The sequence below is a fragment of the Streptomyces sp. NPDC053750 genome (assembly GCF_044544295.1).
In the GTDB taxonomy this organism is placed as follows: domain Bacteria; phylum Actinomycetota; class Actinomycetes; order Streptomycetales; family Streptomycetaceae; genus Streptomyces.
In genome coordinates this window covers 38,746-63,352 of record NZ_JBITXB010000028.1, presented here as the reverse complement: position 1 = coordinate 63,352, position 24,607 = coordinate 38,746, and the positions used below count along the sequence as shown (strand labels likewise).

Sequence of the window (24,607 nt, the reverse complement as noted above, 5' to 3'; positions counted from 1 at the left end):
CCGGAGCCGCCGAGAAGTACGAGGTCCCGCACGAGGAGATCGACACCTGGAAACGGCAGTTCCTCGACGGCGACTGGCTCGCACTGTTCGCCCACACCGGCCACGACAAGGGGGAAGGCGCCTTCCCGTTCTGCCCCTGACGGACGGCCGCCCCTGTCGGCCCGTCCCCGTCCCGCGGATGCCCAGTGCCCGGACAGGCTCGGCTTGCTGTGTGTCAGTTGGTCAGCGACTTGCGGGGAAGATTGAGCAGGAATTCTCTTGGGACCTCGAAGGCAGAAGCCCCATCTCGACCACCCGGTCCGCGAAGTGCCGTACGACCGCACGGTCGTGGCAGATGAACAGGTAGCCCAGGCCGAGTTCGTCCTGGAGGTCGGAGAGCAGGTTCAGCACGCCGGCCCGCACGGAGGCGTCCAGCGCCGACACCGGTTCGTCGAGGACCAGCAGCCTCGGCCCGGAGGCCAGGGCACGGGCGATCCCGGCCCGTTGGCACTGGCCTCCGGAGAGTTCGTGCGGGCGCCGGTCCCCGTACGAGGGGTCGAGACCGACCCGGTCGAGCAGCTCGGCCACGCGGGTGGGTCCGTCGGAGCGGTGCCAGGCGCCCCGCACCTTGAGTGGCTCGGCCACCGCGTCGCGGATGCGGTGGCGGGGGTTGAGGGAGCCGTACGGGTCTTGGAAGACGGGTTGCATGCGCGGGCGCAGCGGACGCAGTTCGCGCTCCGTCAGGGTCGTCAGCTCCCGCCCCTCGAAGCGCACCGTCCCGCCGTCGGGCCGGCGCAGCTGGAGCACCGCGAGGGCCGTGGAGGACTTGCCGGAGCCGGAGGGGCCGTTGAGGGCGAGGGTCTCACCGGCCTCCAGCGTGAACGAGAGCCGGTCCACGGCGGTCACCGGACCGTAGCGGACGACGAGGTCGCGGACGTCCAGCAGGGGGTGGTTCACACGAACTCCCGGAGCGGGTCGGGCAGGTCATCGGTGTGGTGGCAGGCGACCAGGCGTCCGTCCACGGTCCGCGCCTCGGGCTCGTGGTCGCGGCACGGGTCGGTCGCCAGGGGACAGCGCGGCGCGAACGCGCAGCCCGGCCCCAGGCTGCCCGGCGCGGGCGGCGTGCCGGGGAGTGCCGGCAGCCGGCGGAGCCGGGGGCCGTCCTGCGGGAGCGAGGCCAGCAGGCCGGCGGTGTAGGGGGCACGCGGACGGGTCAGTACCGGCCGGGCCGAGCCGAGTTCGGCCGCCCGGCCCGCGTACATCACCATGACGCGGTCCGCGTGTTCCCGTACGACCTCCAGGTCGTGGGTGACGAGCACCAGCGCGGCGCCGACCGCCTCGCGCTGCTCTGCGAGCACCCGCAGCACCTGCTCGCGGCGCTCCTCGTCCAGCGCGGTGGTCGGTTCGTCGGCGACGACGACGTCGGGCTCGTTGACCGTCGCCATGGCGATCACCGCGCGCTGCCGCATGCCGCCCGAGTACTCGTGCGGGTAGGCCCGTGCCCGGCGCGCGGCGTCCGGGATGCCGACCCGGTCCAGCGCCGCCACGGCAAGGTCGCGCGCCCGGCCGCGGGACAGGCCCCGCACCGACCGTACGGCCGCGGCGAGCTGGTCGCCGACCGGGTGGACGGGGGAGAGGGCGGACAGGGCGTCCTGCGGCACGAGGGTGATCCGGCGCCCGCGTTCCGCGGCGAGGTCGGCGGAGCCCCGCAACCGGACGCTGCCGCCGGTGGTCGCGCCGCGCGGCACCATGCCGAGCAGCGCCCGGGCGGTGAGGGACTTGCCCGCGCCCGACTCCCCGACGACGGCGAACACCTCGCGGGCCCGGACGTCGAAGCTCAGTCCGCGGACCGCCTCGACGGGGCCGAACGCGACCCGCAGGTCACGCACCGACAGCAGTGCCTCGGACGACATGGGCGGTCTCCTTTCGTACGGTACGGAGGGTCGGGCGCCTCGCTCCCCGGCCCTGGGCGTACGCCGCCCCGGAAACGGCCAGCCCCGCCAGCAGGGCCAGCGCGGCGGCCGGAGCGAGGGCCGCCCAGGGAGCGCGTTCGATGTAGGCGCGGGACTCGTCGAGGAGCAGCCCCCACTCGGGGGTGGGTGGCTGGGCGCCCAGACCCAGGAAGCCCAGGGAGGCGAGGGCCAGGGCAATGCCGGGCAGTCGCAGCAGGGCGTGGCGTGCGACCGGAGCCGCGACGGACGGCAGGACGTGCCGGGTGAGGATCCACAGCGGCGGTGCGCCGATGGCGCGTTGAGCGGTCAGGAAGGCCGACGCCCGCACCTCCTGCACCAGCGCGGCCGCGTGCGCGGCCAGGGGTGGCCAGGAGATGAGCGCGACGGCGAGGGCCGCGCCGCCGGTGCCCGGCCCGGCCGCCGCCGCGACGAGGATGCCGACGATCACCGGCGGCAGAGCGTTGGCGATGTCCGCCGCACCCGCCGCGACGCCGGGCAGGAAGCCCAGTGCCAGCCCGGCCAGCAGGCTCAGCAGGCACACGGCCGCCGCCGTACCGACCGTGGAGGCGGCTCCGTGCCCGAGCCGGGCCAGCACGTCGCGGCCGAGCCCGTCGGTGCCCAGCGGGTACGCCCACGACGGCGGCGCCAGCCGGGCGGTGGTGTCCACCGCGTACGGGTCGCGCAGCAGGCCCCAGCCGATCGCCGTCAGCAGGACGACGGCGAGGACGACCGGGACCGCCGGGTGCGCCCGGACCGGGCGGGGCGGGGGCAGCGCGAGCCCGGCGTCGCGCAGGGCGGGCCCCAGCAGCCGGCGCCGTACGAGGGCGGCCAGCGCGCCGGTGACCAGGCCCAGCGCGAGGAGGGCGAGGACCGAGCCCTGGAGCAGCGGCAGGTCCTGCGACTTGGCGGCACCCAGCGCGGTGCGCCCGATGCCGGGCACCGCGAACACGGCCTCGACCGCCACCGCGCCGCCCGTCAGGCCCACGGCTACCATCCCGAACTGCGGGACCAGCGGCGGAAGCACGCGGCGCAGCGCGGCGGCCGAGATCAGGGCCCGGCTCACGCCCGCGCCCCGCCACAGCTCCACCCACCGTTCGTCCAGCACGGCGGGCAGCGCATCCGCGACGAGCCGGCCGAGCAGGCCGCCCGCCGGGACGCCGAGCGCGAGGGCGGGCAGGACCATGTACTCGGGTCCCTGCCAGCCCGACGTCGGCAGCCATCCGAGCCACACACCGCACACCAGCAGCGCCACGGTGGCGAGGAGGAACTCGGGCACCGCGGCGGCCATGGCGGCGAGTGCCCCGGCCGATCCCCGCCCGCGCACCAGTACGGGGGCCACCAGGGCCACGGCCAGCAGTACGGCCACGGTCAGCGCGGCAGCCATCAGGCCCAGCGACACCTGCAGTCCGGACACGACCGACGGCAGGATGCCCGTCCCCGACACCCACGAGGTGCCGAGGTCGCCCCGTACCAGTCCGGCCGCCCAGTCGCCGAGCAGGGAGAGCGGGCCGGCGTCCAGCCCCAGGTCCCGGCGGATCGCGGACAGCGCCTCCTCGGTCGGCTCCTGCTCGGCGGACCGGGCGCGCAGCACGGTCAGGGCCGGGTCGCGGCCGGAGAGCCAGGGCAGCAGTCCGACGGCGGCCAGCACGGCGCACAGCGAGACGGTGCGGGTCACCCCCGCTGCGTACGGCCTCACTTGACGTGGGTGTCGAGCGTGACCAGCTCCCGCTCGCGCGGGTCGTGGGCCGCGCCGACCATGTCGGCGGCGTCACCCTGGATCACGCGCTCGTGGAGCATCGGCACGGCCGCGTCGGTGGCGAGCACGGCGGCCTCGGCGTCGATGACCGCCTGCCTGCGGGCGTCACCCGTCGGCGTCGCACCCGCCTTGTGCAGGGCCTTGTCCACGGCCGGATCGGCGAGTTGGGAGATGTTGAAGGAGCCGTCCGAGGCGAAGTCGCTGTAGAGGTAGGCGGCCGGGTCGCCGGAGTCCAGGACGGTGGCCCGGGAGAGGATGAACGCGTCGAACGCGCCGGCCAGGGCATCCGACTCGATGTTGGCGTACTCGCGGACCTCCAGCTTCACCTGGAACCCCGCCTTCTTCAGCTGCTGTTGCAGCGCGGCGGCCACCTCGGGCAGTTCCGCCCGGTCCGTGAACGTGCCGATCGTGATGGTCCGGCCGTCCGGGTCGCCCGCCTTCGCCCGGCGCACCGGCTCGCGCAGTTCGGCCGCCCACGGGAGCGCGGGGCCGAGCAGTCCGTCGGCGACGTCCGCCCTGCCCTCGTACACGCCCTTCACGATCGACTCGGCGTCGATCGCCTCCCTGGCCGCGGCCCGCAGCGCGGGGTCCTTGAAGGCGCCCTTCTCCGTGTTGAGGTACAGGGTGTTGGTGCGCGGCATGGGTACCTCGGTGATCAGGTCCTCGTCCAGCAGCGCGGCCTGCGAGACGGGCACCGCCTCGACGATGTCGGCCTCGCCGCTGCGCAGGGCGGCGGCGCGTGCGGTGCCGTCCGGCACGAACGTGACGTCGATGCCGGGGGCCTTGGCCGTACCGCCCCAGTAGTCGTCGTAGCGGTCGAGGGCGGCGGAGGACGTGCCGTTGACGCGGGTCAGCTCGAAGGGGCCGGTGCCGGCGCCGACCGGGTTCACCGTCTTCCCCCGGTACGCCTTCGCCGCGAGGATCGACAGCTGCGGGGAGCTGAGCCGCTGCGGGACCAGGGGGTCCTCCTCGGCGGTGGTGACGACCACGGTGGCGGCGTCCACCGCCTTCACGGTCAGCTCGACACCGTCGAGGATGCGGGGCTTGGGGGAGGCGCCGGCCGCCCGGGTGAGGGAGCGGGCCACGGCCTCGGCGGTCAGCTCCGTGCCGTCGTGGAAGGTGACGCCCTCACGGAGGGTGAAGGTCCAGCTCCGGCCGGACTGCTTCCACCCGGTCGCCAGCGCGGGCTGGGCGTCGCCGTCCGCGTCCAGCTTCACGAGCGTCTCCGCCGTCGACCAACGGGACAGCTTGAAGGCGTCGTCGGAGAGCGGGGACAGGCCCGAACGCGGCGGCTGCATCATCGCGACGCGAACGCGCTCGCCGGCGTCGGTGCCGGTGGTCTCCGTGCCCGCGAAACAGCCGGTGAGCAGGACGGACGCGGCGAGAGCCGCCGGGAGGGGCAGAAGACGGGCTGGGACGCGCACGGGGTCACTCCGGGTAAAGGGCCGGTCAATGGTTGAGCGTGCGACGACCGTAGCACGATGACAATCATTTTCATGACCCGGTTCGGCGTCCGACCTGGGCACCTGGCGGAGGCAGGGGTTCGGCAGTGGTGCGGCAGTTGTCGCAGACGCCGGTCAGTTCCACGGTGTGCCGCTGCCGAGGGGGCTCAGCGAGCTCTCGCCCCGCCCTCCGCCTCGCAGCGCAGGCACCGTTCGAGGTGGGGGAAGGTGTGCAGACGCTCGGGGGGCGATCGCCTCGCCGCACCGCGCGCAGCGCCCGAAACCGCCGACGTCGGTCGCGTCGAGGCGAGACGGCGCCCCGATTGCTGACAGGTGCCGCGAGTGACGTGACGAACCGAGGGGCGGCGAGCGGATGGCGAGCGGACAAGGAGGCGCCCGGCGGCCGGAGCCCAAGAGCCGCGTGCACCTGGACGTGCGGGCCGGCACCGGTCTGGTGGGCGAGGAGCGCCTGGTCACGCTCGACGCCGAATGCGCACGGCTGGTCGGGCTCGGCGCGGTGCATGTGCGGACGCTGTTCGCCGACGAGGAGAACGAGCCGTGCATCGTGATGCAGGACGTCGAGGGCAACGAGTTCTGCCTCGACTGAGCGTTCCTCGGGGCGGCGAGGTGGGCGAGCGCCTCCGCTGAGCCTCGCGCGGCTCGCCGTCCGGTGCCCCTTCAGTCCCGCAGCAGGGCGAGCTGGTGCCCGACCGCCGCGGTGAGCCGCTGCTCGTCGTCCGTGGCGAGGAGGTCCAGCAGGGCGCCCCGCAGCACGGCCAGGGCCAGTGACCGGCGGGCGGCACCCTCCTCGCCGTGCCGTTCGGCCGGCGGCTGGCAGTCGGCCAGGACGCCGAGCCAGTCCTCCACCGTCGCACGGGCGAACCCGGCCCAGGCCCCGTCGGGCTGGACGAGGCTTCGTGTGTAAGCCTCGGCCCACAGGCGCAGCAGCGGACGGTGCTCCTTCGCGGCGAGCCACTCCCAGACGCGTTCCACGGCCGGCACGAGCCCGGCGGGCTGATCCGGCTGCCTGACCCGGCCCAGAAGTGCCAGTTCGTCGGTGCGGGCGCGCGACAGCAGCTCCCGCACGAGGCCGTCCTTGCTGCCGAAGAGGAAGAGCAGGACCCGTGGACTGGACCCGACGGCCTCGGCCAGCGGTCGCAGCGAGAGATCCGTCAGGCCGTGGGCTAGCGCGTACCGGTACGCGGCCTCGAGCAATTCGTTCCGCCGGGCGGACGGGGGTGGCGTTCCCTGGGGCATACCGCTAGTCTACTGAAACGAGTGTTTCAGTGAAAGAGCGATCAGGGTCAGGAGAACAGCGCATGTCGCGGCAGGATCACGAGCGCGTCGTCGTGCGCCGCGCCGACCGTCCCGGGGACCTGGGATGGGTGGTGATGGCCCACGGCGAGAACTACCACCGGCAGTTCGGCTGGGACACCGACTTCGAGGCCCTGGTCGCCAAGATCGTCGCCGATTACGGCGTCAAGCACGACCCGGCCCGCGAGGCGGCCTGGATCGCCGAACTCGACGGCCGGCGCGTGGGCTGCGTCTTCCTCGTCGGGGGCGACCAGCCGCGGGTGGCCAAGCTGCGGATCCTCCTCGTCACCCCGGAAGGCCGAGGTCTCCGGCTCGGGACGCGCCTGGTCGCGGAGTGCCTGGCCTTCGCCCGCGAGGCGGGGTACGGCCAGGTGACACTGTGGACCAACGACGTGCTGGAGTCGGCGCGCAGGATCTACCAGAGCTTCGGCTTCGTGCTCGTCGACGAGGAACGCCACCACAGTTTCGGCCACGATCTCGTCGGCCAGAACTGGACTCTCGACATGCACGTCGACAGCGAGCGGGCCTGACGTCACGTCATCGAGCCGGAGGGCTCGAGCCCCGGTTCAGGGACTCTGCCCCGATCAACGTCCGGAGTCTCCCGACCGTTTCCGCGGCACCGCGGCACGTCCGGCGACCGGTCGCCGGACGTGCGGCCGTGCATGGCTCAGATGAGGTCCTTCTTGTAGAAGATGCTGGAGCGTCGGTCGCCCTCCACTCCGGTGGCGAAGCCGATGAAGAGGCGGGACTCGCCGGCGTCGGTACGGTAGATCGCCAGGCCCTCGGGCTCGCGGTGGTGGAGGGTGGAGCCGGCCTTGGTGAGGACGGGGCCCTGTTTCACGGCACCCGTGTTGATGTCGACGCTGGTGACGTAGGAGTTGCCGTCACCGGTGGGGGAGCCGTCGCCGGGGTAGGCGTCGCCCGTCAGGTAGTACATGTAGGAGCCGTACAGGGTGTATCCCTGCGGAGTGCCGGGGATCGACGGCTGCTTGAAGTCGACCAGCGGCGTGCCGAAGCTGCGCGACTCGAAGGCGGACAGGGGGTACACGGCGATCCGCTTGCCGGCGCTGGTGTGGTAGCGCACGATCATGCGCCGGTAGACCGGGTCGACCGAGCAGGTGTACTCGGTGGCCCCGGAGATCGGACGGTAGGCGGCCGAGGCGGCCGGGGAGTTCCAACTGGCGTTGGCGGTGTAGCGGATGGGGGCGAGCGCGGTGCCGTACCCGTTCGTGTTCGCGGCGCACTCGATCCACAGCTCGGTCCCGGAACCGCTCGGCAGTGCGGCGAAGGCGACGCCGTGGCCGAAGCCGTTGAGGTGCATGTACGAGATGTAGTTCCCGTCGAAGTCCATCTTGTTGATGCACAGGTCACCGGCGGACTCGGGGCTTCCGCTGCGCTTGGTGGCCACGAACAGGAACTTGTTCACCCAGTCGAAGGCGAAGCTCTGCTGCACCCGCGGACCGTGCGTGTTCTTGGACCGGAACAGGTCGTACGACGGCTGCGTCAGATCGAACCGCTTGGTGGCGGTCACCGCGGCGGACGCGGTCTGCGCACCGGCACCGAGCCCGAGCGCGGCGAGCGAGGCGCCGGCGCCGACGCGTATGAGGTTGCGCCGGGACACGCGGGAGGCAGGGGTGTGTTGCATGGGGGGAACTCCAGTGCCATGGGCGGAAATCAGGAACACGTGATGCTACCCGTCCGCAGCGGCGCACGCCGTCCCGGAGGCGCGCGCCGTGGGCCGACGTCACGTCAGGTGGGGCACCGCACGGTGGGCCGCGTCGAATGCGTTCGGCCTCGCGGACAGGGAGACGGGGGTGGGCAGTTCGGGACGGCGCGGCATCCTGTAGTCACCGGAGACGCCCGAGTGCTTCCCGCAGGCGCCGTGCGTCGCGCAGTCGCTGTTCGTAGGTGGCGCCCAGGGCGAGCAGTACAAGACCGGCGAGTGCGGGAGGTGCCCAGCGGGGGAGGACGCCGACGACCTGGGCGATGTACGGGGCGAGTTCGTGCAGTGCCACCAGTGCGAGGACGCTCCCGCCCAGGACCAGCGGCGCCTGGAGCCGGAACCGCGCGCCCACCAACGTCACGGTGAGCGCGGCGGTGCCGAGCAGCAGGGGCCGCAGCCAGTGCGGTTCGCCCCACACCGCCAGCAGACTCGGCACCAGGGTGACGGACAGCCCCGCGGCGTACGCCGTCCAGGAGGAGGCCGACGGGTCGCGGCGCCGGTGCAGGTACCCGACGGCCAGCGCGGCGACGGTCACCGGCAGCGTGTAGGCCTCCGGCGTGGTGACGTCCCACGCCGCCAGACGCACCCAGGTGGCCGACAGGAACAGGGCGGCCGCCACATGGCCGGCCCAGCGTCGCTCCGGCCGGAGCGCGGTCCCGGCCGCGACGACCCCGCAGAGCGAGAGCACCGAGGCCAGTACCGGCAGATCCGTCACCGCGAGAGCGAGCGAGAGCAGCGCCGCGGCCGTACCCGCCCCCTCGACCGGGACGGTCGCGGCCGCGCCGCCCATGCGTGCTGCGACCAGGGCCGCGACGGCGGGCACCGCGAGGACCAGCAGCGCGGTGTGCTCCGGCTGCCAGTCGGCGGAGGCCCCGGTCGCGCAGGCCAGAGCCGTGGCGTAGCCGAGGGCGGCGGGCGCGGCGAACACGACGAGCCCCGAACGGGTGCCTGCAGCGCCGAACAGCACCGTCAGCGCCAGGAGTACAGCGATCGTCCCGGGCTCGGTGGCCAGCGAGAGGAAGGCGAGGACGGCGGACGTGACGAGGGCCAGCAGAACGGCCGTGAGGGCCGGCGCGGACGGCCCGCCCGCCACCCGACGGGCCCGCTCGGCGAAGGCCAGTGAGGCCGGGACCACGACACCCAGCACCACCAGCCCTGCCACGTGAGGCAGTTCGAGCACCACCGGGATCACGATGATGGCCGCCCACCTCAGGACGACCGCGCCCGTCCCGGCCGTCGGGCGCCACACCGCGCGGCGCTCGGCCACGGCCAGCACACCGGCCACGACAGCGAGGACGAGCGGCGCGGCAGCGGCGTAGGAAGGCCAGGCGGCGTTCGCGAACACGGCGTCCCGGGTGTCGAGCGGCATCCCCGACCAGGGTCGCTCGATCCACGCCACCGGACCGAGGAGCGTCCCGGCGACCAAGGGGAGCGCCCACAGCACCGCGAGGCCCTGGACGACCAGCGAAGCCCCGACCAAGCCCTGCCGCAGCGGCCGGGGGAGCGGCGTCTTCACAGCCGTCAGCAGGGTGATTCCGAGGGCCAGGCACCCGGGCACCGTCCACTCGCCGGGCAACGACGCGCGCAGCACCCCGCCGGCGCCCGCGACCAGGCACAGCCCTGCGGACAGGGCCGCGCACAGGGCGGCCTCCGGCTTCGGGGAGAACCGGGCGGCGGTCAGGGCGATCGCCGCGGCGAGGACCAGGAGCGCGGCAGCCCGTGCGGCCGCGCCCGGGCCGGGGGCGCTCCAGCAGAGCCACCCGGCCGACAGCACACCGACGGCCCCCGTGCCGCACGCACCGACGACGCCGATGACCCGCACCGGCGGGTGGGCCGACCGGAGCGACACGGCGGTGTCGGCCGCCGCGGTCACCAGAAGCACGGCAGTGAGCGCGTGCGGGCCCGCGTCGACGGCGAGCGCCCACAGCAGCAGCGGCAGGTGCGCGGTCACCACCGCGAGGGGGAGGGGGAGCCGGAGGACGACGCGCGCACCCGCACGTGCCCGGCTCCGCTCCGCCGCGAGACCGGTGGCCGACGGCGGCACCAGCAGGCCCGTCCCCGCACCGTAGGCGGCCCACGCGGCGGACAGGACGGCCGACGCGGCAGCCGCGTACCCGAGACCGCCGATGCCGCTGAACGCCACCTCGTGCAGGGCGTAGGCATCGAGCACGGTCAGGGCCATTCCCAGCGCCGCCACCGACTCGGCGGTCGAGCTCAAGCCTCGCCGCAGCAGCCCCACGGGCGCGGCCAGCGCACCCAGGGTCACCGCGCCCAGCACCAGCGCCCGTCCGGTGATGCCGAGGTGACCCCAGCCGACCAGGGTGAAGGCGATGGCGGCGATCGTCAGCAGCATGCCGCCGAGGAGCAGCAGCACGTTCTGCACGCCGGGCGCCGTGGCCTCCGGCCGGTCGGCCACCGTACCGGGAGCCCCGGGCCACACCGGGCGCGCCGGACCGGCGCCCGGCGCCGGCTGCGGTGCGGAAGCCGTACGAAGCGTATGGATCAGCCACTCGCGGCGCCGCAGCAGGACGGCACGGCGGGCGTCGAGCTGCCGCAACTCGGCGTCCAGGAAGCGCAGCTCCTCGGCCGGAGGCGGAATGTTCGTCATGACGGCGAGTGTGGCCCCCGCCACTTCGCGGCACATGGGCGCTCGTACTCAGTTCCTACTCATGTCCCGTGCCGTCCGGTCGTCGGGATGCGAACTCGCTCGCCCCGGGGCCGTCCGATGAGCGAGACTGACGCGCGATGAGTGAGCAATCATGCGGTGCTGAGGCCGACTTCCGGACGACGAGCGGCCGTGTGCGGGGCACCGGAGCCGGTGACGGTGTCACCGCGGTCCTGGGCATTCCGTACGCGGCGGCGCCTTTCGGCGCCCGCCGGTTCCGGGAACCGCAAGCGGCGCCGGCCTGGAGCGGAGTCCGCACCTGCACAGCCTTCGGCCCCATCGCGCCGCAGTCGGCCGAGCTGCCCGGAGCACCGGTCTGGCGCGCGGGCGACGAGGACATCCTCACGGTCAACGTATGGGTCCCCGACGGGGCGGAGGAGAGCGGGCTGCCGGTGTTCTTCTGGATCCACGGTGGGGCCTACACCTTCGGCTCGTCCGCCCAGCCCGACTTCGACGGGGCGGCCCTGGCCCGCGCCGGTCTGGTCGTGGTCAGCTGCAACTACCGGGTGGGCTTCGAGGGCTTCGGCCATGTGCCCGGGTTTCCCGACAACCGCGGACTGCTCGACCAGGCCGCGGCGCTGGGCTGGGTCCGGGAGAACATCGCGGCCTTCGGGGGCGACCCCGAGAACGTCACCGTCGCCGGGCACTCCTCGGGAGGAGGTTCGGTCGCCTGCCTGATGGCCATGGAGCAGACGCGGGGCCTGTTCCGGCGGGCCGTCGCCCACAGCGTGCCCAGCGACTTCTTCACGGTCGAGCTCGCCGCGGCGGTCACCGAGCGGATCGCGGCTCGGGCAGGGGTCGACCCGACGGCGGAGGGACTGCTCTCCGTGCCGCCGGCCGATCTGGTGGCTGCCGCCGACAAGGCTGCCGCGGACTGCGGAGCCGACCCCGCCGCGGCGGCCCACGCCTTCGATCCGGTGGTCTTCCAACCCGTCGTCGACGGTGAGGTGCTGCCCGTGGACCCGCTGCGCGCGGTCGCCACCGGAGTGGCGCGGGACGTGGACCTGCTGGTGTGCCACACGCTGGAGGAGTACTGGTTCCTGCACACGGTGGGAGCCGTGCGGGACGTCACCACCGAAGCCGAGCTGGCGGACTTCGCCGAGGCCATGGGCCTTCCGGCCCATCTGATCGACGGCTACCGCGCGCTGATGCCGGACGCCCCGGTGCTAGACCGCTACCTGGCGATCTCCGGCGACGCGCAGTTCGGTGAGTACACCACCCGCCTTGCCGAGCGGCACGCGCGGGCCGGAGGCCGGGCGTACCTGGCCCGCTTCGCCCGCAGGCGCGGAGAGGCCAGGCCCTGGCACACCGCGGACGTCCCCTTCGCCTTCGGCAACTTGGACGCCGTCGGCGCCGACTTCCTCATCGGCGGCTCCCCCGACGAACACGACCGCGCCCTGTCGCGCCGCATGCTCGCCTCCTGGGCCGACTTCGCGACCACCGGTGACCCGGGTTGGCCGGCGGTCACCTCGGACACCACACCGGTCAGGGTCTGGGCCGTCCCCGACGACCACCTGGACGCCGACGACACGTACGAGGCCCGCGTCCTGTGGAGCGACGTCCCGTTCGAGCCGATGCGGCCCGGGCCGGCGGCCGGTCCCCGTTCGCGTGGCCCTTCCGGCCGGTGAGGACGTCGACGCGGTCGTGTCCCGGCTCGGGGACGGGGGTGGCGTCGAACTGGGCCTGGCCGCCGTCGCGGTGAGGTGGGACGACCAGGCGGCGGGCGATTCTGTGGGCATCGGCCGAGCCGTGGTCGAGGCGGACCAGGTGCGGGCAGGCCGCCGGTAGGCTGCGGCGGTGCGCACGGTCGAGCTTCTTCTGGACGAGGCGGCGGAGCCGGCGGTCCTGGATGCCTGGCGGCGGCTGGCGGACGCGGGGCTGCCCAGTCAGGCGCGCCACCGCTCACCGACCAACAGACCGCACCTCACCCTGGCCGCCTGCCCGGAGCTGACTGCACCGATCCGCTGGGAGCTGACAGAGGTGGCCGCCGATCTGCCGCTGCCGGTGCGGTTCACCGGCGTGATCCGCTTCGAGAGGCCCACCTCGGTGCTGGCGTGGTCGCTGGAACTCGACTCCGCGCTGGCGGACTTGCACCGCCGGGTGTGGGAGGCGGTGGCCTCGGACAGCCCGCCGGAGACGCTCAGCCCGTTCCACAGCCCTGAGAGCTGGAACGCGCACATCACCCTCGGCCGTACCCGGCGCGCAGGCCGCCCGCGGAGTGTGCCCGTGCGCTCGCCGACGAGCCGAGGCGACACCTCGACGACACCCTGCGCTCCTGGGCCTTCCCGTACGTGTCCAGCCGGCAGCAGCCGATGACACGGCACACCGAAGCGGTCCGACTCAGGAGTCGGACCGCTTCGGTGCCGGCTGTTCGGATCAGCAGGTCCGGCCGGTGTACCACGCGCCGGAGACGTCGGAACTGGACCCCAGCCAGGTCACGCCCGGTCCCACGCACCGCTCGCTGTTCGGCCCCCAGTCATCGATCTCGATGACAATGCGTGAGCCGTCCGAGGTGCAGTGGTTGTAGTAGGCGTCGGAGGCGGTCGCGAAGTAGCCGCAGGGATCTGCTGCGGCCGTACCGGCACTCATGGTGACGGCGCCGACGGAGGCGAGACAGAGAGCGAGGGAACCAAGGGTCCCAGTCACGATACGACGAACACGCAAGACGAGCTCCAACCAGTAGAGGGACCGGTCGCCCGGACCGCTGGGCACCTGCCGATCCCTTGTCGAGACCCCTAGGTTCACAGCTGGGGACAGCCGTTCTGGGCCCCGGTGGCAGCGTTCACCCGGCGAATCGATTCACTGCTGCCCCGATCAGTTGATTCTCGCCAATTCGACGCGCATCGGGCTTGCGAAGCCCGAACGACCGGGAGACGCCCACCTCTTCGTCGCTCATCACGAGCGCGCCCGAGTCCTCGAAGATGTCGAGGACGGCGGTGTATTCGCGGGTGTGGAAGTAGCGGGACGCGGTGACTGGAGGTCCGACGTGAGGAAGTCGGGGGCCGGTGGCCACGAAGGTGTACGCGTCCTTCGGCCCGCGCGGGACGCTCCGGAGCCGGTCGAGGGCCAGGAGGCAACTCGATTTTGACCGCAAGGTCAAAAATGGTGTTACAGTGGCACCATGGGCAGGCCGAAGCAGTTCGATCCGGACGTGGCGGTGGAGCGCGCGATGGGAGTGTTCTGGCGCAAGGGGTATGCGGCGACGACGCCGCAGGACCTCGTGGACGAGATCGGCATCGGCAAGGGCAGTCTGTACAACACCTTCGGCAGCAAGCATGCCTTGTTCGAGCGGGCGCTCATGCGCTACCGCGATGCACAGGCCGCGTGGCTGGAGGCGCTTCTCGATCACCCCGGTTCGGCGAAGGATCGACTGCGGGGTGCGCTGGAGGCGCTGGTCGAGCTCGACCTGGGTGACCCGGATCGGCGCGGCTGCATGGCGGTCAACACCGCGGCCGAGTTGGCCACCTCGGACGCCGAGACGACGGACACGGTGCGCAAGATGTTCGCGCGTACGGAGAGTGCGTTCCGGGCGACCGTTGAGGAAGGCCAGCGGGCCGGCGAGATCGCCGGTGACCGCGACGCGGCGGCGACGGCCGCCTGGCTGCTCGCGACAGTGATCGGCATGCGGGTGCTGGCGAAGACCGCCGAGGATGCCACGCAGTTGAGGCGGGTCGTGGACGCGGCGATGGAGTCGCTCTAGTCCGACATCACCGGTCGGTGCCGTCCTTTTGTGCGGCCTGATTTTGTACCTATAAGTCAAATATTCTTGAGGAGTCTGACATGGAGCTCGATCTCGCAGGGAAGACCGCGGTCGTCACCGGGGCCAGTCGCGGCGTGGGACTCGCGATCACGCGGCAGCTCGTCGCCGAGGGGGTCCGCGTGGTGGGTGCGGCCCGCACGATCACGGCCGAGCTGAAGGAGGTCTGCGCCCATCCGGTCGCGGTCGACCTGAGCACGCCGGAAGGCGCCGAGGAGTTGGGGGCGCAGGCGCTCGTGGAACTCGGCGGCGTGGACATCCTGGTCAACAATCTGGGCGGTGGTGACACGTTCACCCTGAACGGATTCCTTGCGGCCGACGACGCCGTGTGGGCGCAGAGCTTCGAGGTCAACCTGTTCGGCACCGTCCGGGTCACCCGTCGGCTCCTGCCGAGCATCCTGGAGCGCCGCGGTTCGGTGGTGAACATCTCGTCGATGAGTGCACGCCTGCCGGGCACGGGCCCGATCGAGTACGGCGTCGCGAAGGCGGGTCTCAACGCGTTCGGCAAGGCACTGTCCGAGGAGTTCGGCCCCCAGGGTGTACGTGTGAACACCGTCTCTCCCGGTCCGACGCGTACCGGTATGTGGGAGGACGCCGACGGCTTCGGTGCCCGCCTCGCAGAAGCAAACGGTGTCGGGCACCGCGACTTCGTGGCGGGGGTGCCCGCGGCGATGGGTATGACCACTGGCCGCATGGTCGAGGCCGACGAGGTCGCGGCCGTCGTCGCGTTCCTCGTCTCGGACCGCGCGGCGAGCATTACCGGTGCTGATTACGTCGTCGACGGGGGCGGCATCAAGACCGTATGAGACGGCCGGCGCGCTGGGGCCCGCTGACCGCTGTCCGCCTGGGCTGGGCGGGCCGTGCCGTGTACTCCGGTCAGCAGGTGGCCCGGTAGGACAGCCGGGGCGGGAGATCCCGCCATCGGACGGGGATGAGGTCGCCCCCGGTGCGGTCGCAGACCTGGCGGAGCGCCCGGTCCGTGTCCAGATCCTCGCCGTGAGGTCGTTGCCCGCCGAGGCCAGCGTGTCGCCACCGGGCGCGAAGACGACCGAGGTGACCGTGTCCGGGTGGGCGGCGAGAGCTGCCCCGGCATCCTCCGGTACTTCGACGCGCTGCCGTCGCGGATGGCCGTCACGCCCTCGAACGCGGACGTGCGCGAGGCCTTCGGGCCGGTGGTCGGGTGCTGACCGGACGTCGTGGGTCGCCGCGGTGCGGCGACCGGGGCGATGTCACCCGTGTCACCCGCAGCGCTCCGGTGCTTCGTTCGCCTCGGGCACACGGCCCAGGGCCGGCCCCAGGACCGGTGCATGGCCGGCCAGGAAGTCCCACAGCTGGTCGGCGACCGGTCCGTGCGGCCGGTCGCGCCGGCGAGCTGCCGCGAGTTCCTCGACCACACCGGGGAAGTGCCGTCCGGCGATGGAAAGCAGGGTTCCGTCACGCAACTCGGTCTCGATCATGAAGCGCGGCAGGTGTCCCCACGCCATGCCGTGCACGATCAGTTCCTTCTTCATGAGGTGGTCCGGAACGGAGCTCCGGGGCGCGCCCTCGACGAGGAAGTGGCCTTGCTCGGACGGGTGCTGCGCCGAGTCCCGCACTATGCACTGGGTGAAGGCCTGCATCCGCTGCGGTGTGATGTCGGTGTCCGGAGCGAAGGGCAGGAAACCGGGCGCCACGACGGGCACCAGCGCGACGCGGCCGAGGTCGATCCACTCCATCCGCACGTCGCTCTTGGGGACGCGGTGCACGATGAGGTCGGCATCGTCCTCCAGCAGCCGCTCCCAGGGGCCGGTGACCGTCTCGAACTGCAGGTGCAGTCGTGTCTGCGGGCACTGCGCGAAGAAGCGGCTGAGCAACTCCAACACCGGTGGAAGCGGGCACAGGTCCCCGAGTACCACGCGCAGTTCGGCCTCCTCACCCATCGCCAACTGTGCGGCGTAGGTCTGCAGTTCCTCGGCCTCGTGCAGCAGGAGGCGCACCTTGCGGTGGAAGGCGTGCCCCGCCTCGGTGAGCCGAACCCGGTAGCCCGAGCGATCCAGCAGTTCCAGGCCCAGCTGCCGCTCCAGTTTGGCGACTGCCGCGAACACAGAAGGGTGCGAGCGGTGCAGCCGCCCGGCGGCCGCCTGGAAGCCGCCGTGGAGCACAACGGCGTTGAAGCACTGCAACTCGTGGAGCGTGAAGTTCGACATTGTCCGCACAACCTACAAGGCTGTTCCGGTCTTTGTAATAGAACTCTGCAGGAGGCGTCCATAGGCTGAGCACACACCGCTGGATCACTGGAGTTGACATGACTTCTCAGACCCCTACCGCCACCGTCACCACCGGCGACGGCGTCCGCATCGCCTACCGCTTCGACGGTGACGAGAACAAGCCGGTGCTGTTGCTCTCCAACTCCATCGGTACCGACCTCCACATGTGGGACGGCCAGGTGCCGGCTCTGACCGAGCACTTCCGGCTGCTGCGCTACGACGCTCGCGGCCACGGCGCATCCGATGTCCCGAGCGGTCCGTATTCCCTGGAACGGCTGGGGCGCGACGTGGTGGAACTGCTGGACGCCCTGGGCCTGCAGCGGGTGCACGTGCTCGGTTTGTCCCTGGGGGGAATCGTCGCGCAGTGGTTGGGGATCCACGTTCCGGAGCGCGTCGACCGCCTGGTGCTCTCCAACACCGCCGCGTACCTCGGCCCGGCGAAACAGTGGGACGGACCGATCGCCGAACTGCTGGAAGCCCCCGACATGCAGGTCACCGCGGAGAGGTTCCTGCGCAACTGGTTCCCGGACCGCATGCTGCGCGGCGACGACCAGGTGGTCGAGGGCTTCCGCCGCACCCTGCTCGCCACGCGGCGCGAGGGCGTGGCGGGGAGTTGGGCCGCGGTGCGCGACTACGACCTGCGCCGCACGGCCACACTCATCCCCAACCCGACGCTGGTCATCGCGGGCGAGCACGACACCGTCACGTCCGCCGAGCACGGGAAGGAGCTCGCCGCGACCGTCCCCGGTGCGCGGTTCACCGTTCTGCCCACGGTGCACATGGCGAACGTCGAAGGGCAGGCGGAGTTCCTGGACACCGTGGTGGCCTTCCTCACCGAGCAGCCCTGACGGCTACTGCGTCATGGCCGGCCCGCGTGCTCACGTCACCGCCCGCTCTGCAGTGCCGTCCAGGTTGCCGTGCCCACAATGCCGTCGGCTGTCAGCGCCCGGCTGCTCTGGTAGTCCCGGACCGCCTGGGCGGTGCCGGAGCCGAACATGCCGTCGATGCCCACGGTCCGGCTCAGCGCGGCCGTCAGCGAGCGCTGGAGCCGTCTCACGTCGGCGCCGGAGGAGCCCTCCCGCAGGACGGGTTTCGTGCCGGCCGAGAGCAGCGCCGTCCAGGTCTGTCGGCCGACGACCCCGTCGGCCGACAGACCACGGGCGCTCTGGAAGGCCTTCACGGCGGTCACCGTCCTGGTACCGAACACTCCGTCCGCGGTACCCGCCGAGAATCCCTGCGCGTTGAGCAGCGTCTGGGCCGCGGTGACCTGAGGGCCGGTCGATCCGCTGCGGAGCGTGTCGTAGGACGGGAAGTCGAGGTTGGCGGTCCCGCCGCCACTGCCACCGACGAGCTGCATGTAGTAGGACCAGTTCCAGTTCGGTCCCGGGTCGGTGTGGTCGTTGTTCGGGACCTCGGAGTGCCCGACGATGTGGGCGCGGTCCTTGGGGATGCCGTACTTGTCGGCCAGGTGACGGGTGAGGGCGGCGGACGACCGGTACATCGCGTCGGTGAACCAGGCGGGGTTGTCGACGTACCCTTCGTGCTCGATGCCGACGCTGTAGGGATTGCCCGAGCGCGCGTGGTAGGCGGTGTCCTTGTCGCGCACGGTCTGGGTGACCTGCCCGTCGGACGAGCGGATCACGTAGTGCGCGCTGACGTTCGAGTCCGGGTTCTGGAACCAGCTGATGGACCCGGCGTACGAACCCTGGGTGACATGGACGACGATGGCGGAGATCGCCGAGGTGCGGCCCACGGTGTAGTTTCCGCTGTTCGCCGGTGCCCACAACGCGGGCGGGTAGTCGGTGCTCAGCGTGCCTGCGGCGGCGGAGCCCCCCTCGTCCAGGGCGGGCACGTCCGCGTAACGGCCGCGGTCGGGGCGCACGGCGCGTGGACGCAGGGTGACGGCCTCGCCCGCGGTCGTGGTGGCGCGGACGCCGTGCGCGAGGAAGTCGTAGACGGAGTCCGCGTAGAGGCGGGCCGTGCTCTCGTTCCTGCTGCCGCTGTACTCGGCCACCACCGGATACCAGGCACCGGCGTCGTCGCGGTCGTCCGCGTCGAGCCCGAGCCGGTCGGCGTACGATCGCAGGACGGCGGCCGCGCCGCGGATGTTGGCTGCGGTGTCGTGCCGCAGCGCGGTCGGTGTCTCGCCCGTCAGCTCCGCGGCTCGCTCCAGAGTGTGCGAGCGGGGGTTGCTGACCAGGTGCATCATCCCGTACCCGTTCGCGTGACTGGGCCGGCCCCCGTGGGGGTCGAGCCGGCTCTCGCCGTACCCGATCGCCACGAGCAGGTCGCGGGGGACGTCGAACTCAGCCCCGGCCCGCGCGAAGGAGTGGCTGACGGTGTCGTGTGCCGCGGTTGCCGCGGTTGCGGATGGTCCGGCCGTGCCCGTGGACAGGACAGCGAAGGCAGTACCGAGTACGAGTGCTGTCGTGCGTGTCCGTGATCGCGGGTGTCGGTGCATTCGGTTGTCGTCTCCTCGGGTGCAGTCGTGTCGGACGGGCGTCGCTCGGCGGTACGGCAGGTCTCCGACGGGACGTTCGAGTGCGCTGGTGGAGTACTTCGACCAATCTTTCATGGGCATGCCAATACGGGTAGAGCGCCGCGTGACGGACGTGCGGCGAGCGGCGAACTGTGCGGCCGAGCGCAGCGCTCCCACTCGACCGAGCCTCGGTCAACACAGGCTCGTAGTCTGCAAGTTGTTTCTGAATTTTCTGACAGACCTTGCAGGCCTGTGATCGGGACTGGTTAAGTCTGGTTCGACCCGAGTGAGTCCGACGACGGGAGTGCCGTCCCATGCGTCCCTTGCCCCAACCGTCATCCGACCCCGCAGCCCAGCCTCTCGGCGGCGTCGGTCTGCTGTTGCTGCGCAGGCTCGCCGAGGCCCAGGTCATGGGACGGGTGCCGTCCGTGGTGGGCTGTGCCCTCATCGACGGACGGACGGCGTGGACCGGGGCACGAGGTCGCGTGGGGGACGCACCGCCGACCCTGGACACGCGCTACCGCATCGGTTCCCTGACGAAGTCCTTCACCGCGGTTCTCGTGATGCGGCTGCGGGACCTGGGTGAGCTGCGGACCGACGAGCCGCTCGACCGGTACCTTCCGGGCACGGCCGCCGGGGACCGCACTTTGGAGCAACTGCTCGGCCACACCTCCGGGCTGGCCGCCATGACGCCCGGTTGCGAGTGGCCGTACAGCGGAGTGGGGCCGGCCGACCCACTGCCCTCCGCGGCGGGGGTGCTGTGTGCCGCGGGGGAGCGGTTCCAGTACTCGAACATCGGCTACGCCCTGCTGGGCGCCGCGATCGAGCGGGTGCGTCAGCAGCCCTGGGAGGACGTGCTGGCGAGGGAGGTACTCGCTCCGCTGGGGCTGCGGTGCACCGGCACGGCTGCCGGCGTCGACGCGGCCACGGGCTGGAGTGTGCACCCGTGGGCGCCGACACTCGTCGCCGAGGAGGTCGGGGACGCTCGCGCCATGGCGGCGGCCGGCGCGCTGTGGTCCACCCCCGCGGACCTGGCCCGATGGGCGGAGTTCCTGCTGGGGGACGGTGCCGATGTGCTCCACCCGGACACGCTGGCCGAGATGGCCGAGCCGAGTCGGCTGTCCGGTCGCGACGGCGAACCAGGATCGGGTTTCGGGCTCGGGCTGCAGGCGGTGCGACACCAGGGGCGCACCCTCGTAGGACACCCCGGGGGCATACCGGGATACCTGGCGACGATCTGGGTGGACCGTGGGCGGGGCACGGGAGCCGTGGTCGTCGGCAACGCCAGCACCGGGCTCAGCCCGAGCCGTGCCCTGGATATCCTGGACATCGTGGGGGAGCAGACGGCCCCGCTGCCCGAGGAGTGGACACCGCAGGACCTGCCGGGCGACCTGCTCGGACTGGCCGGCTACTGGTACCAGGGACCACGTCCGCACGCCGTCCAACTGGAGCCGGACGGTGAACTGCTGCTGCAGCCGATGAGCACCCGCACCAAGCCGTCCCGGTTCCGGGCACCGGCCAGCCGGTTCGGCCGGACCCCGCAGGGCGGCCTCACCGGCCTGGACGGCGCCTATGCCGGCGAAGAGCTCAGAGTGCGGCGCGATCCCGAGGGCCGGCCGGTCGCCCTGGAGCTCGCCGGTGCCCGCTTCACCCGTGACCCCGGGCCCGTCCCGGACCCGGCCCCGGAGCTCCGCCGGGATGCGGCTGCGCACACGGCCTCGCGGACGACATCCGGGGCGGCCGGCCGGCCCGGACGGATTCGGTGAACTCGTCCACGAGCTTTCGCGCACCGGCCACGACCCCGTCGGCGGGGGCGATGTCGAGCAGGCCCGGCAGTGACGCACTGGTCAGACAGGCGTTGGCCGGCCGGGAGGCATAGCGGGTCCGTGCCTTGGGCACCGGGACCACCAACCGCCGGGGTGCGCCGAGCACCTCGGCGATCGTCGTCGCCCACTCGGCGCGCGTGACACGGTCGGGCCCCCCGAGGTGGAGGACCGCGGGGAGCGGCGCGTGCGCGGCGAGGACGGCGGCAGTGACCCGAGCGACGTCGTCGACGGCGACCGGAGTCGTCCAGTGGTCGGAGGGCGCCTGCACCGGCTCGCCGCGCCGCAGACGGTGGGCGCACACCGCGAAGAAGTTGAGCCACTTTCCCGCGTCCTCCGGCTCATGGCCGTAGACGAGGCTCACCCGCAGCGCCACCGCGTCCGTCGCCCTGTCCAGCAGGACCTGCTCGGCGCGGAGCTTGGCGCGGCCGTAGGCGTTCGCCGGACGGACCGGTGAGGACTCGGAGTTGAGCGGCGCCGTGCCGTCGAAGACGTTGTCCGTGGAGATGAGCACGATGCGCGCGTCCGGCGCCAGCGACGCGATGTTGTCCGCGACCGCCGTATGAGCTCGCACCGCCTCCGCCGGATGCGCCTCGCACCAGGTCACGTCGGACGGGCCGTGCACCAGGACGATCCGGTCGGGACGCAGCCGGTGCAGAAGCCGCCCGCACGCCCCCCGGTCGGTGGCGTCCAGGGGCGACCAGCCGGCTCCGTACGTCGCGGGCGAGGTGGCCGGCCGGCCGCGTGAGGCCAGCGTGACCCGGCTCCCGGCACGGGCGAGATGCCGGGCGATGCCGGTGCCGACGAAACCGCTGCCGATCACGAGTGCGCCGCTCATCGGACCACCTGCTCGGCAGGGGCGGGCAGGCGGGCGCCGAGCAGACGGCCCACGCCGATCAGGCCGTGGTCGTCGTCCGAGGCACCGAGTGAGACCATCGCGTCGACGGCGTCCGCGTCGAGACCGAAGCAGCCCAGGCGCGTCAACTCGGACACCAGGAGCTGCCGGTAGCGTTCCCCGACGGCCAGTGCGAAGCCGCCCATCAGGATGTAGCGGCAGATGCCGATCGACGTGAAGACCGATGTGATCGCCTGGGCGAGCGGGGTCACCGTCGTGCGCAGCACGGCCGTCGTGAACGGGTCGCCCGCCCGGACGGCCGAGGCGACCGCGTGGTTGTCGACCCGCTCGGGTCGGCCCTGGCCGGCCGCGGCCAGGAGCGAGGCGGCGAATCCGGCCCCGTCGGCCACCGCGGCCCGACGGACGGCGGCCAGGACCCCGCGGCCCGAGGCGATCGCCCCGAGGTGGCCGCGCCCCCCGCAGTCGCACAACGGGGCGCCGGGAGAGGTGTCGTACGTCCAGTGCCCCAGTTCACCGCCGTGACCGTCGGCGTCGAGAAGGACTTCGCCGCCCCGGAAGACCTTGTTGCCGATGCCGGAGCTGATGGTGATGAGGCAGAACGGCTGCTCCTCGGTGTCCGCGTAGCGCCAGGCCGCGGCCGTCAGGTCGTTGACCACCGTCACCGGGACGCCCAGGCGTTCGGTGAGCAGCCCGCCGAGCGGCAGTGGTTCACCCCGGCCGCCCCACACCGTGGGTGCCGCCAGGACCAGGCCCCCCGCGGTGATCGGTCCGGCGAAGGCGACCCCGACGGCCCGCGGCGCGCCCCCGTGCGCCTCCACCTCACGCGCGAGCTGCTCGACGACGCGCTGCTGCAGCACGGGCACGGGGGCGTCGGGGTCGCGGGCCATGCCGTCGACCGGCATGCGCAGTGTCCGGGACAGGGTGCCCGTGGTCGGATCGTAGTCGGCGATCCGCAAGGTGGTGCCCCCTACGTCCAGGACCGTGAACGGGGGGTGCGGTACGGAGGGACTCACGAGCAGGCCTCCTCTGCCTCGTGTTCCTGCGGCTCCTCGAAGACGAGGAGCCGCAGGTCCTCCGAGCCGTCGTTGACGAGCCCGTGCTCACCGAACGGGCGGTTGACGATCACATCGCCCGCAGCGACCCGGAACTCCTGGCCGTCCCGGAACATCACCCCGGCGCCGTCGAGGACGATGTACGTCTCCTGGTCCGCTCCGTGCCGGTGCCGGCCGATCGACGTGCCGGGCGGCAGCACGGCCACATCGACGAACTCGGCCCCCCGGCCGCCGGACCGGCGGGCGAAGACCCGGTGGGCGAGGATCGTGCCGACGCCGCCGTGGTCGTGCTCCTTGGGCGTGAACAGTGCGCTCAGATTGCGCACCGCCTCCCGCTTCGTCGTCTCGGACACCTTCGTCGTCTCGGACCTCTTCGTCGTCTCAGACATCCAGGCGCTCGCCGTCCCGCGCGAGCGCGTCCAGGGCTGTACGCAGCAGCGACTCGGGTACGTCCGCCAGCTCGTCGACGAACGTCGCCTTGCCCGGCGCCGTCGGCACGACCAGGTGCAGCCTGCGCCCGCGTCGCTCCCACGAGGCCCGCAAGGCGTGGCTCATCAGTTCCGGTGTGCAGGTGCGGGCGTCGTGTACGGGCAGGCCGATGCGCCGCAGCAGTCGCACGATCCGCTCACAGGTGTCCGCGTCCGTCAGGCCCAGCAGCCGCGCGATGTGCGCTGACAGGGCCATGTCCACGGCAACGGCCTCACCGTGTTCCAAACGGTGGTCGCCGGCCGTCTCGATGACCGGGCTGAAGGTGTGCCCGAAGTCCACGAGACGGGCCAGCTGGTGCTCACGCAGGTTGGGGCAGAGCTCGTCCATCATCAGACGCATCGAGGTGCGCAGTACGTACCTCTCCAACCGGCCGTCGGCACCGGACGGAGTGAGGAAGACGTCCGGGTGTTCCTCCAGCGTGTGCAGCAGCTGCTCGTCGAGTATCACGGCCATCTTCACGATCTCCGCGAGCCCGCAGCGGATCTCGCGCGGTGGCAGCGTGGCAAGGAGCGCGGGGTCGTTGAGGGAAGCGTGGGCGGGGTGGTAAGCGCCGAACATGTTCTTCGTGCGCAGGGCGTTGACGCCCGTCTTCACCCCGACGCCGACGTCGACCTGCCCCACCAGCGTGGTGTTGACCTTGACATAGCGGATGCCGCGCGCGTACATCGACGCGGCGAAGCCGACGACGTCCGCGACGATCCCGCCGCCGACCGCCAGCATCACACCGTGCCGGTCGATCCCGTCGGCCTTGGCCGTGGCGCAGACCTGTTCGGCGGCCGCGAGCGTCTTGTGGTGCTCGCCGGTGCGCATCGTGTGGAGGCTCCAACTGCCGGACTCCAGACGGCCGGTGAGATAGGCACGCAGCCGGTCGCCGTAGAGCCGGTCGACGGTCGGGCTGACGAAGGCGACGACCCTGCGGCCCGCGAGAGCGCGCGCGAGGAGCGGATTCTCCTGGTCGAACACGCCGTGGGTGAGGTCCACCCGGTAGGCGGTGCCGTCGGGCGCCAGCAGGTCGAAGCCGGCGGCGTCCTCTCGCACACCCGGCTCCACCGGGGCAAGAACCTGGCCTGACAT

22 protein-coding genes and 2 pseudogenes are annotated in these 24,607 nt (G+C 72.4%); 8 read left to right on the top strand and 16 right to left on the bottom strand.

What is annotated here, in order from left to right; genetic code table 11:
• Window positions 1–222 precede the first annotated feature (222 nt).
• Genes ACIGO6_RS38580 through ACIGO6_RS38565 form a run of 4 tightly spaced genes read right to left on the bottom strand, consistent with a single transcriptional unit; the run spans window position 223 to window position 5,111 of the window.
• Entirely contained in the window at window positions 223–936 is a 714-nt protein-coding gene (locus tag ACIGO6_RS38580; protein WP_399884942.1) for an ATP-binding cassette domain-containing protein, read from the bottom strand.
• Window positions 933–1,892 (bottom strand): ABC transporter ATP-binding protein, encoded by a 960-nt coding sequence (locus ACIGO6_RS38575; RefSeq protein WP_399884940.1) that lies wholly within the window; start codon window positions 1,890–1,892, stop codon window positions 933–935. The genes ACIGO6_RS38580 and ACIGO6_RS38575 overlap by 4 nt, the downstream gene beginning before the upstream one ends.
• Window positions 1,861–3,627: an ABC transporter permease subunit gene (locus ACIGO6_RS38570; protein ID WP_399884938.1), complete on the bottom strand. Its 1,767-nt coding sequence runs from the start codon at window positions 3,625–3,627 to the stop codon at window positions 1,861–1,863. Before ACIGO6_RS38570 ends, ACIGO6_RS38575 begins: the two co-directional genes overlap by 32 nt.
• The gene (locus ACIGO6_RS38565) at window positions 3,624–5,111 is read right to left on the bottom strand and encodes an ABC transporter substrate-binding protein (protein WP_399884936.1); all 1,488 of its coding nucleotides are present in this window, start codon (window positions 5,109–5,111) and stop codon (window positions 3,624–3,626) included. Before ACIGO6_RS38565 ends, ACIGO6_RS38570 begins: the two co-directional genes overlap by 4 nt.
• A 430-nt stretch (window positions 5,112–5,541) precedes the next feature.
• Here ACIGO6_RS38565 and ACIGO6_RS38560 point away from each other — a divergent pair.
• Window positions 5,542–5,736, top strand: a pseudogene (locus tag ACIGO6_RS38560) (VOC family protein); the annotation flags it as partial.
• A 71-nt stretch (window positions 5,737–5,807) separates the two neighbouring features.
• On the opposite strand, the gene ACIGO6_RS38555 reads toward ACIGO6_RS38560, so the two are convergent.
• The gene (locus ACIGO6_RS38555; protein WP_399884934.1) at window positions 5,808–6,386 is read right to left on the bottom strand and encodes a TetR/AcrR family transcriptional regulator; all 579 of its coding nucleotides are present in this window, start codon (window positions 6,384–6,386) and stop codon (window positions 5,808–5,810) included.
• 62 nt (window positions 6,387–6,448) lie between these two features.
• On the opposite strand from ACIGO6_RS38555, the gene ACIGO6_RS38550 reads away from it, so the two are divergent.
• Window positions 6,449–6,973 (top strand): GNAT family N-acetyltransferase, encoded by a 525-nt coding sequence (locus tag ACIGO6_RS38550; protein ID WP_399884932.1) that lies wholly within the window; start codon window positions 6,449–6,451, stop codon window positions 6,971–6,973.
• A 137-nt stretch (window positions 6,974–7,110) separates the two neighbouring features.
• Here ACIGO6_RS38550 and ACIGO6_RS38545 read toward each other — a convergent pair whose 3' ends face one another.
• Both ACIGO6_RS38545 and ACIGO6_RS38540 read right to left on the bottom strand, forming a co-directional pair.
• The gene (locus ACIGO6_RS38545; protein ID WP_399884930.1) at window positions 7,111–8,088 is read right to left on the bottom strand and encodes a teichoic acid biosynthesis protein C; all 978 of its coding nucleotides are present in this window, start codon (window positions 8,086–8,088) and stop codon (window positions 7,111–7,113) included.
• A gap of 202 nt (window positions 8,089–8,290) precedes the next feature.
• Entirely contained in the window at window positions 8,291–10,774 is a 2,484-nt protein-coding gene (locus ACIGO6_RS38540; protein WP_399884928.1) for an SCO7613 C-terminal domain-containing membrane protein, read from the bottom strand.
• 137 nt (window positions 10,775–10,911) lie between these two features.
• On the opposite strand from ACIGO6_RS38540, the gene ACIGO6_RS38535 reads away from it, so the two are divergent.
• Window positions 10,912–12,459 (top strand): carboxylesterase/lipase family protein, encoded by a 1,548-nt coding sequence (locus tag ACIGO6_RS38535; RefSeq protein WP_399884927.1) that lies wholly within the window; start codon window positions 10,912–10,914, stop codon window positions 12,457–12,459.
• 16 nt (window positions 12,460–12,475) lie between these two features.
• Here ACIGO6_RS38535 and ACIGO6_RS38530 read toward each other — a convergent pair.
• Window positions 12,476–12,607, bottom strand: a pseudogene (locus ACIGO6_RS38530) (AraC family transcriptional regulator); the annotation flags it as partial.
• A 21-nt stretch (window positions 12,608–12,628) separates the two neighbouring features.
• On the opposite strand from ACIGO6_RS38530, the gene ACIGO6_RS38525 reads away from it, so the two are divergent.
• Window positions 12,629–13,147 carry a 2'-5' RNA ligase family protein gene (locus tag ACIGO6_RS38525; protein ID WP_399884925.1) on the top strand — a complete coding sequence of 173 codons (519 nt, stop codon included), beginning with the start codon at window positions 12,629–12,631 and terminating at the stop codon, window positions 13,145–13,147.
• Between the two features lie 60 nt (window positions 13,148–13,207).
• Here ACIGO6_RS38525 and ACIGO6_RS38520 read toward each other — a convergent pair whose 3' ends face one another.
• The gene (locus ACIGO6_RS38520; RefSeq protein ID WP_399884923.1) at window positions 13,208–13,495 is read right to left on the bottom strand and encodes a DUF6355 family natural product biosynthesis protein; all 288 of its coding nucleotides are present in this window, start codon (window positions 13,493–13,495) and stop codon (window positions 13,208–13,210) included.
• A gap of 118 nt (window positions 13,496–13,613) precedes the next feature.
• Window positions 13,614–13,844, bottom strand: coding sequence for a hypothetical protein (locus ACIGO6_RS38515; protein WP_399884921.1), 231 nt, complete (start codon window positions 13,842–13,844; stop codon window positions 13,614–13,616).
• Between the two features lie 108 nt (window positions 13,845–13,952).
• On the opposite strand from ACIGO6_RS38515, the gene ACIGO6_RS38510 reads away from it, so the two are divergent.
• Complete coding sequence (locus tag ACIGO6_RS38510; protein ID WP_399884919.1) at window positions 13,953–14,531, top strand: TetR/AcrR family transcriptional regulator; 579 nt, start codon at window positions 13,953–13,955, stop codon at window positions 14,529–14,531.
• An 80-nt stretch (window positions 14,532–14,611) separates the two neighbouring features.
• Window positions 14,612–15,394: an oxidoreductase gene (locus ACIGO6_RS38505; protein ID WP_399884917.1), complete on the top strand. Its 783-nt coding sequence runs from the start codon at window positions 14,612–14,614 to the stop codon at window positions 15,392–15,394.
• A 432-nt stretch (window positions 15,395–15,826) separates the two neighbouring features.
• Here the strand turns inward: ACIGO6_RS38505 and ACIGO6_RS38500 are convergent, their stop codons facing one another.
• On the bottom strand, window positions 15,827–16,774 hold the full coding sequence (locus ACIGO6_RS38500; RefSeq protein WP_399884915.1) for a LysR family transcriptional regulator: 948 nt from the start codon (window positions 16,772–16,774) through the stop codon (window positions 15,827–15,829).
• 98 nt (window positions 16,775–16,872) lie between these two features.
• Between ACIGO6_RS38500 and pcaD the strand changes: the two genes are divergently transcribed.
• Window positions 16,873–17,682, top strand: coding sequence for a 3-oxoadipate enol-lactonase (gene pcaD / locus ACIGO6_RS38495; RefSeq protein WP_399884913.1), 810 nt, complete (start codon window positions 16,873–16,875; stop codon window positions 17,680–17,682).
• Window positions 17,683–17,717: 35 nt separating this feature from the next.
• On the opposite strand, the gene ACIGO6_RS38490 is transcribed toward pcaD, so the two are convergent.
• The gene (locus tag ACIGO6_RS38490; RefSeq protein ID WP_399884911.1) at window positions 17,718–19,295 is read right to left on the bottom strand and encodes a peptidoglycan-binding protein; all 1,578 of its coding nucleotides are present in this window, start codon (window positions 19,293–19,295) and stop codon (window positions 17,718–17,720) included.
• 341 nt (window positions 19,296–19,636) lie between these two features.
• Between ACIGO6_RS38490 and ACIGO6_RS38485 the strand changes: the two genes are divergently transcribed.
• A complete protein-coding gene (locus ACIGO6_RS38485; protein ID WP_399884909.1) occupies window positions 19,637–21,079 on the top strand; it encodes a serine hydrolase domain-containing protein in 1,443 nt (480 codons plus the stop codon).
• On the opposite strand, the gene ACIGO6_RS38480 is transcribed toward ACIGO6_RS38485, so the two are convergent.
• Genes ACIGO6_RS38480 through ACIGO6_RS38465 form a run of 4 tightly spaced genes read right to left on the bottom strand, consistent with a single transcriptional unit; the run spans window position 20,961 to window position 24,607 of the window.
• A complete protein-coding gene (locus tag ACIGO6_RS38480; protein ID WP_399884907.1) occupies window positions 20,961–21,974 on the bottom strand; it encodes an SDR family oxidoreductase in 1,014 nt (337 codons plus the stop codon). The genes ACIGO6_RS38485 and ACIGO6_RS38480 overlap by 119 nt on opposite strands.
• Window positions 21,971–23,005, bottom strand: a complete 1,035-nt coding sequence (locus ACIGO6_RS38475) for an ROK family protein (RefSeq protein ID WP_399884905.1) — start codon at window positions 23,003–23,005, stop codon at window positions 21,971–21,973. The genes ACIGO6_RS38480 and ACIGO6_RS38475 overlap by 4 nt, the downstream gene beginning before the upstream one ends.
• Window positions 23,002–23,433, bottom strand: a complete 432-nt coding sequence (locus ACIGO6_RS38470; RefSeq protein WP_399884903.1) for a cupin domain-containing protein — start codon at window positions 23,431–23,433, stop codon at window positions 23,002–23,004. Before ACIGO6_RS38470 ends, ACIGO6_RS38475 begins: the two co-directional genes overlap by 4 nt.
• Window positions 23,426–24,607 carry a sedoheptulose 7-phosphate cyclase gene (locus ACIGO6_RS38465; protein ID WP_399884901.1) on the bottom strand — a complete coding sequence of 394 codons (1,182 nt, stop codon included), beginning with the start codon at window positions 24,605–24,607 and terminating at the stop codon, window positions 23,426–23,428. The genes ACIGO6_RS38470 and ACIGO6_RS38465 overlap by 8 nt, the downstream gene beginning before the upstream one ends.

Excerpts from the sequence above, each read along its gene's own strand:
- pcaD (WP_399884913.1), top strand. The coding sequence starts at position 16,873 with ATGACTTCTCAGACCCCTACCGCCACCGTCACCACCGGCGACGGCGTC.
- ACIGO6_RS38510 (WP_399884919.1), top strand. The coding sequence starts at position 13,953 with ATGGGCAGGCCGAAGCAGTTCGATCCGGACGTGGCGGTGGAGCGCGCG.
- ACIGO6_RS38575 (WP_399884940.1), bottom strand. The coding sequence starts at position 1,892 with ATGTCGTCCGAGGCACTGCTGTCGGTGCGTGACCTGCGGGTCGCGTTC.
- ACIGO6_RS38550 (WP_399884932.1), top strand. The coding sequence starts at position 6,449 with ATGTCGCGGCAGGATCACGAGCGCGTCGTCGTGCGCCGCGCCGACCGT.
- ACIGO6_RS38500 (WP_399884915.1), bottom strand. The coding sequence starts at position 16,774 with ATGTCGAACTTCACGCTCCACGAGTTGCAGTGCTTCAACGCCGTTGTG.
- ACIGO6_RS38545 (WP_399884930.1), bottom strand. The coding sequence starts at position 8,088 with ATGCAACACACCCCTGCCTCCCGCGTGTCCCGGCGCAACCTCATACGC.
- ACIGO6_RS38470 (WP_399884903.1), bottom strand. The coding sequence starts at position 23,433 with ATGTCTGAGACGACGAAGAGGTCCGAGACGACGAAGGTGTCCGAGACG.
- ACIGO6_RS38555 (WP_399884934.1), bottom strand. The coding sequence starts at position 6,386 with ATGCCCCAGGGAACGCCACCCCCGTCCGCCCGGCGGAACGAATTGCTC.
- ACIGO6_RS38535 (WP_399884927.1), top strand. The coding sequence starts at position 10,912 with ATGAGTGAGCAATCATGCGGTGCTGAGGCCGACTTCCGGACGACGAGC.
- ACIGO6_RS38505 (WP_399884917.1), top strand. The coding sequence starts at position 14,612 with ATGGAGCTCGATCTCGCAGGGAAGACCGCGGTCGTCACCGGGGCCAGT.
- ACIGO6_RS38480 (WP_399884907.1), bottom strand. The coding sequence starts at position 21,974 with ATGAGCGGCGCACTCGTGATCGGCAGCGGTTTCGTCGGCACCGGCATC.
- ACIGO6_RS38490 (WP_399884911.1), bottom strand. The coding sequence starts at position 19,295 with ATGCACCGACACCCGCGATCACGGACACGCACGACAGCACTCGTACTC.
- ACIGO6_RS38465 (WP_399884901.1), bottom strand. The coding sequence starts at position 24,607 with ATGTCAGGCCAGGTTCTTGCCCCGGTGGAGCCGGGTGTGCGAGAGGAC.
- ACIGO6_RS38540 (WP_399884928.1), bottom strand. The coding sequence starts at position 10,774 with ATGACGAACATTCCGCCTCCGGCCGAGGAGCTGCGCTTCCTGGACGCC.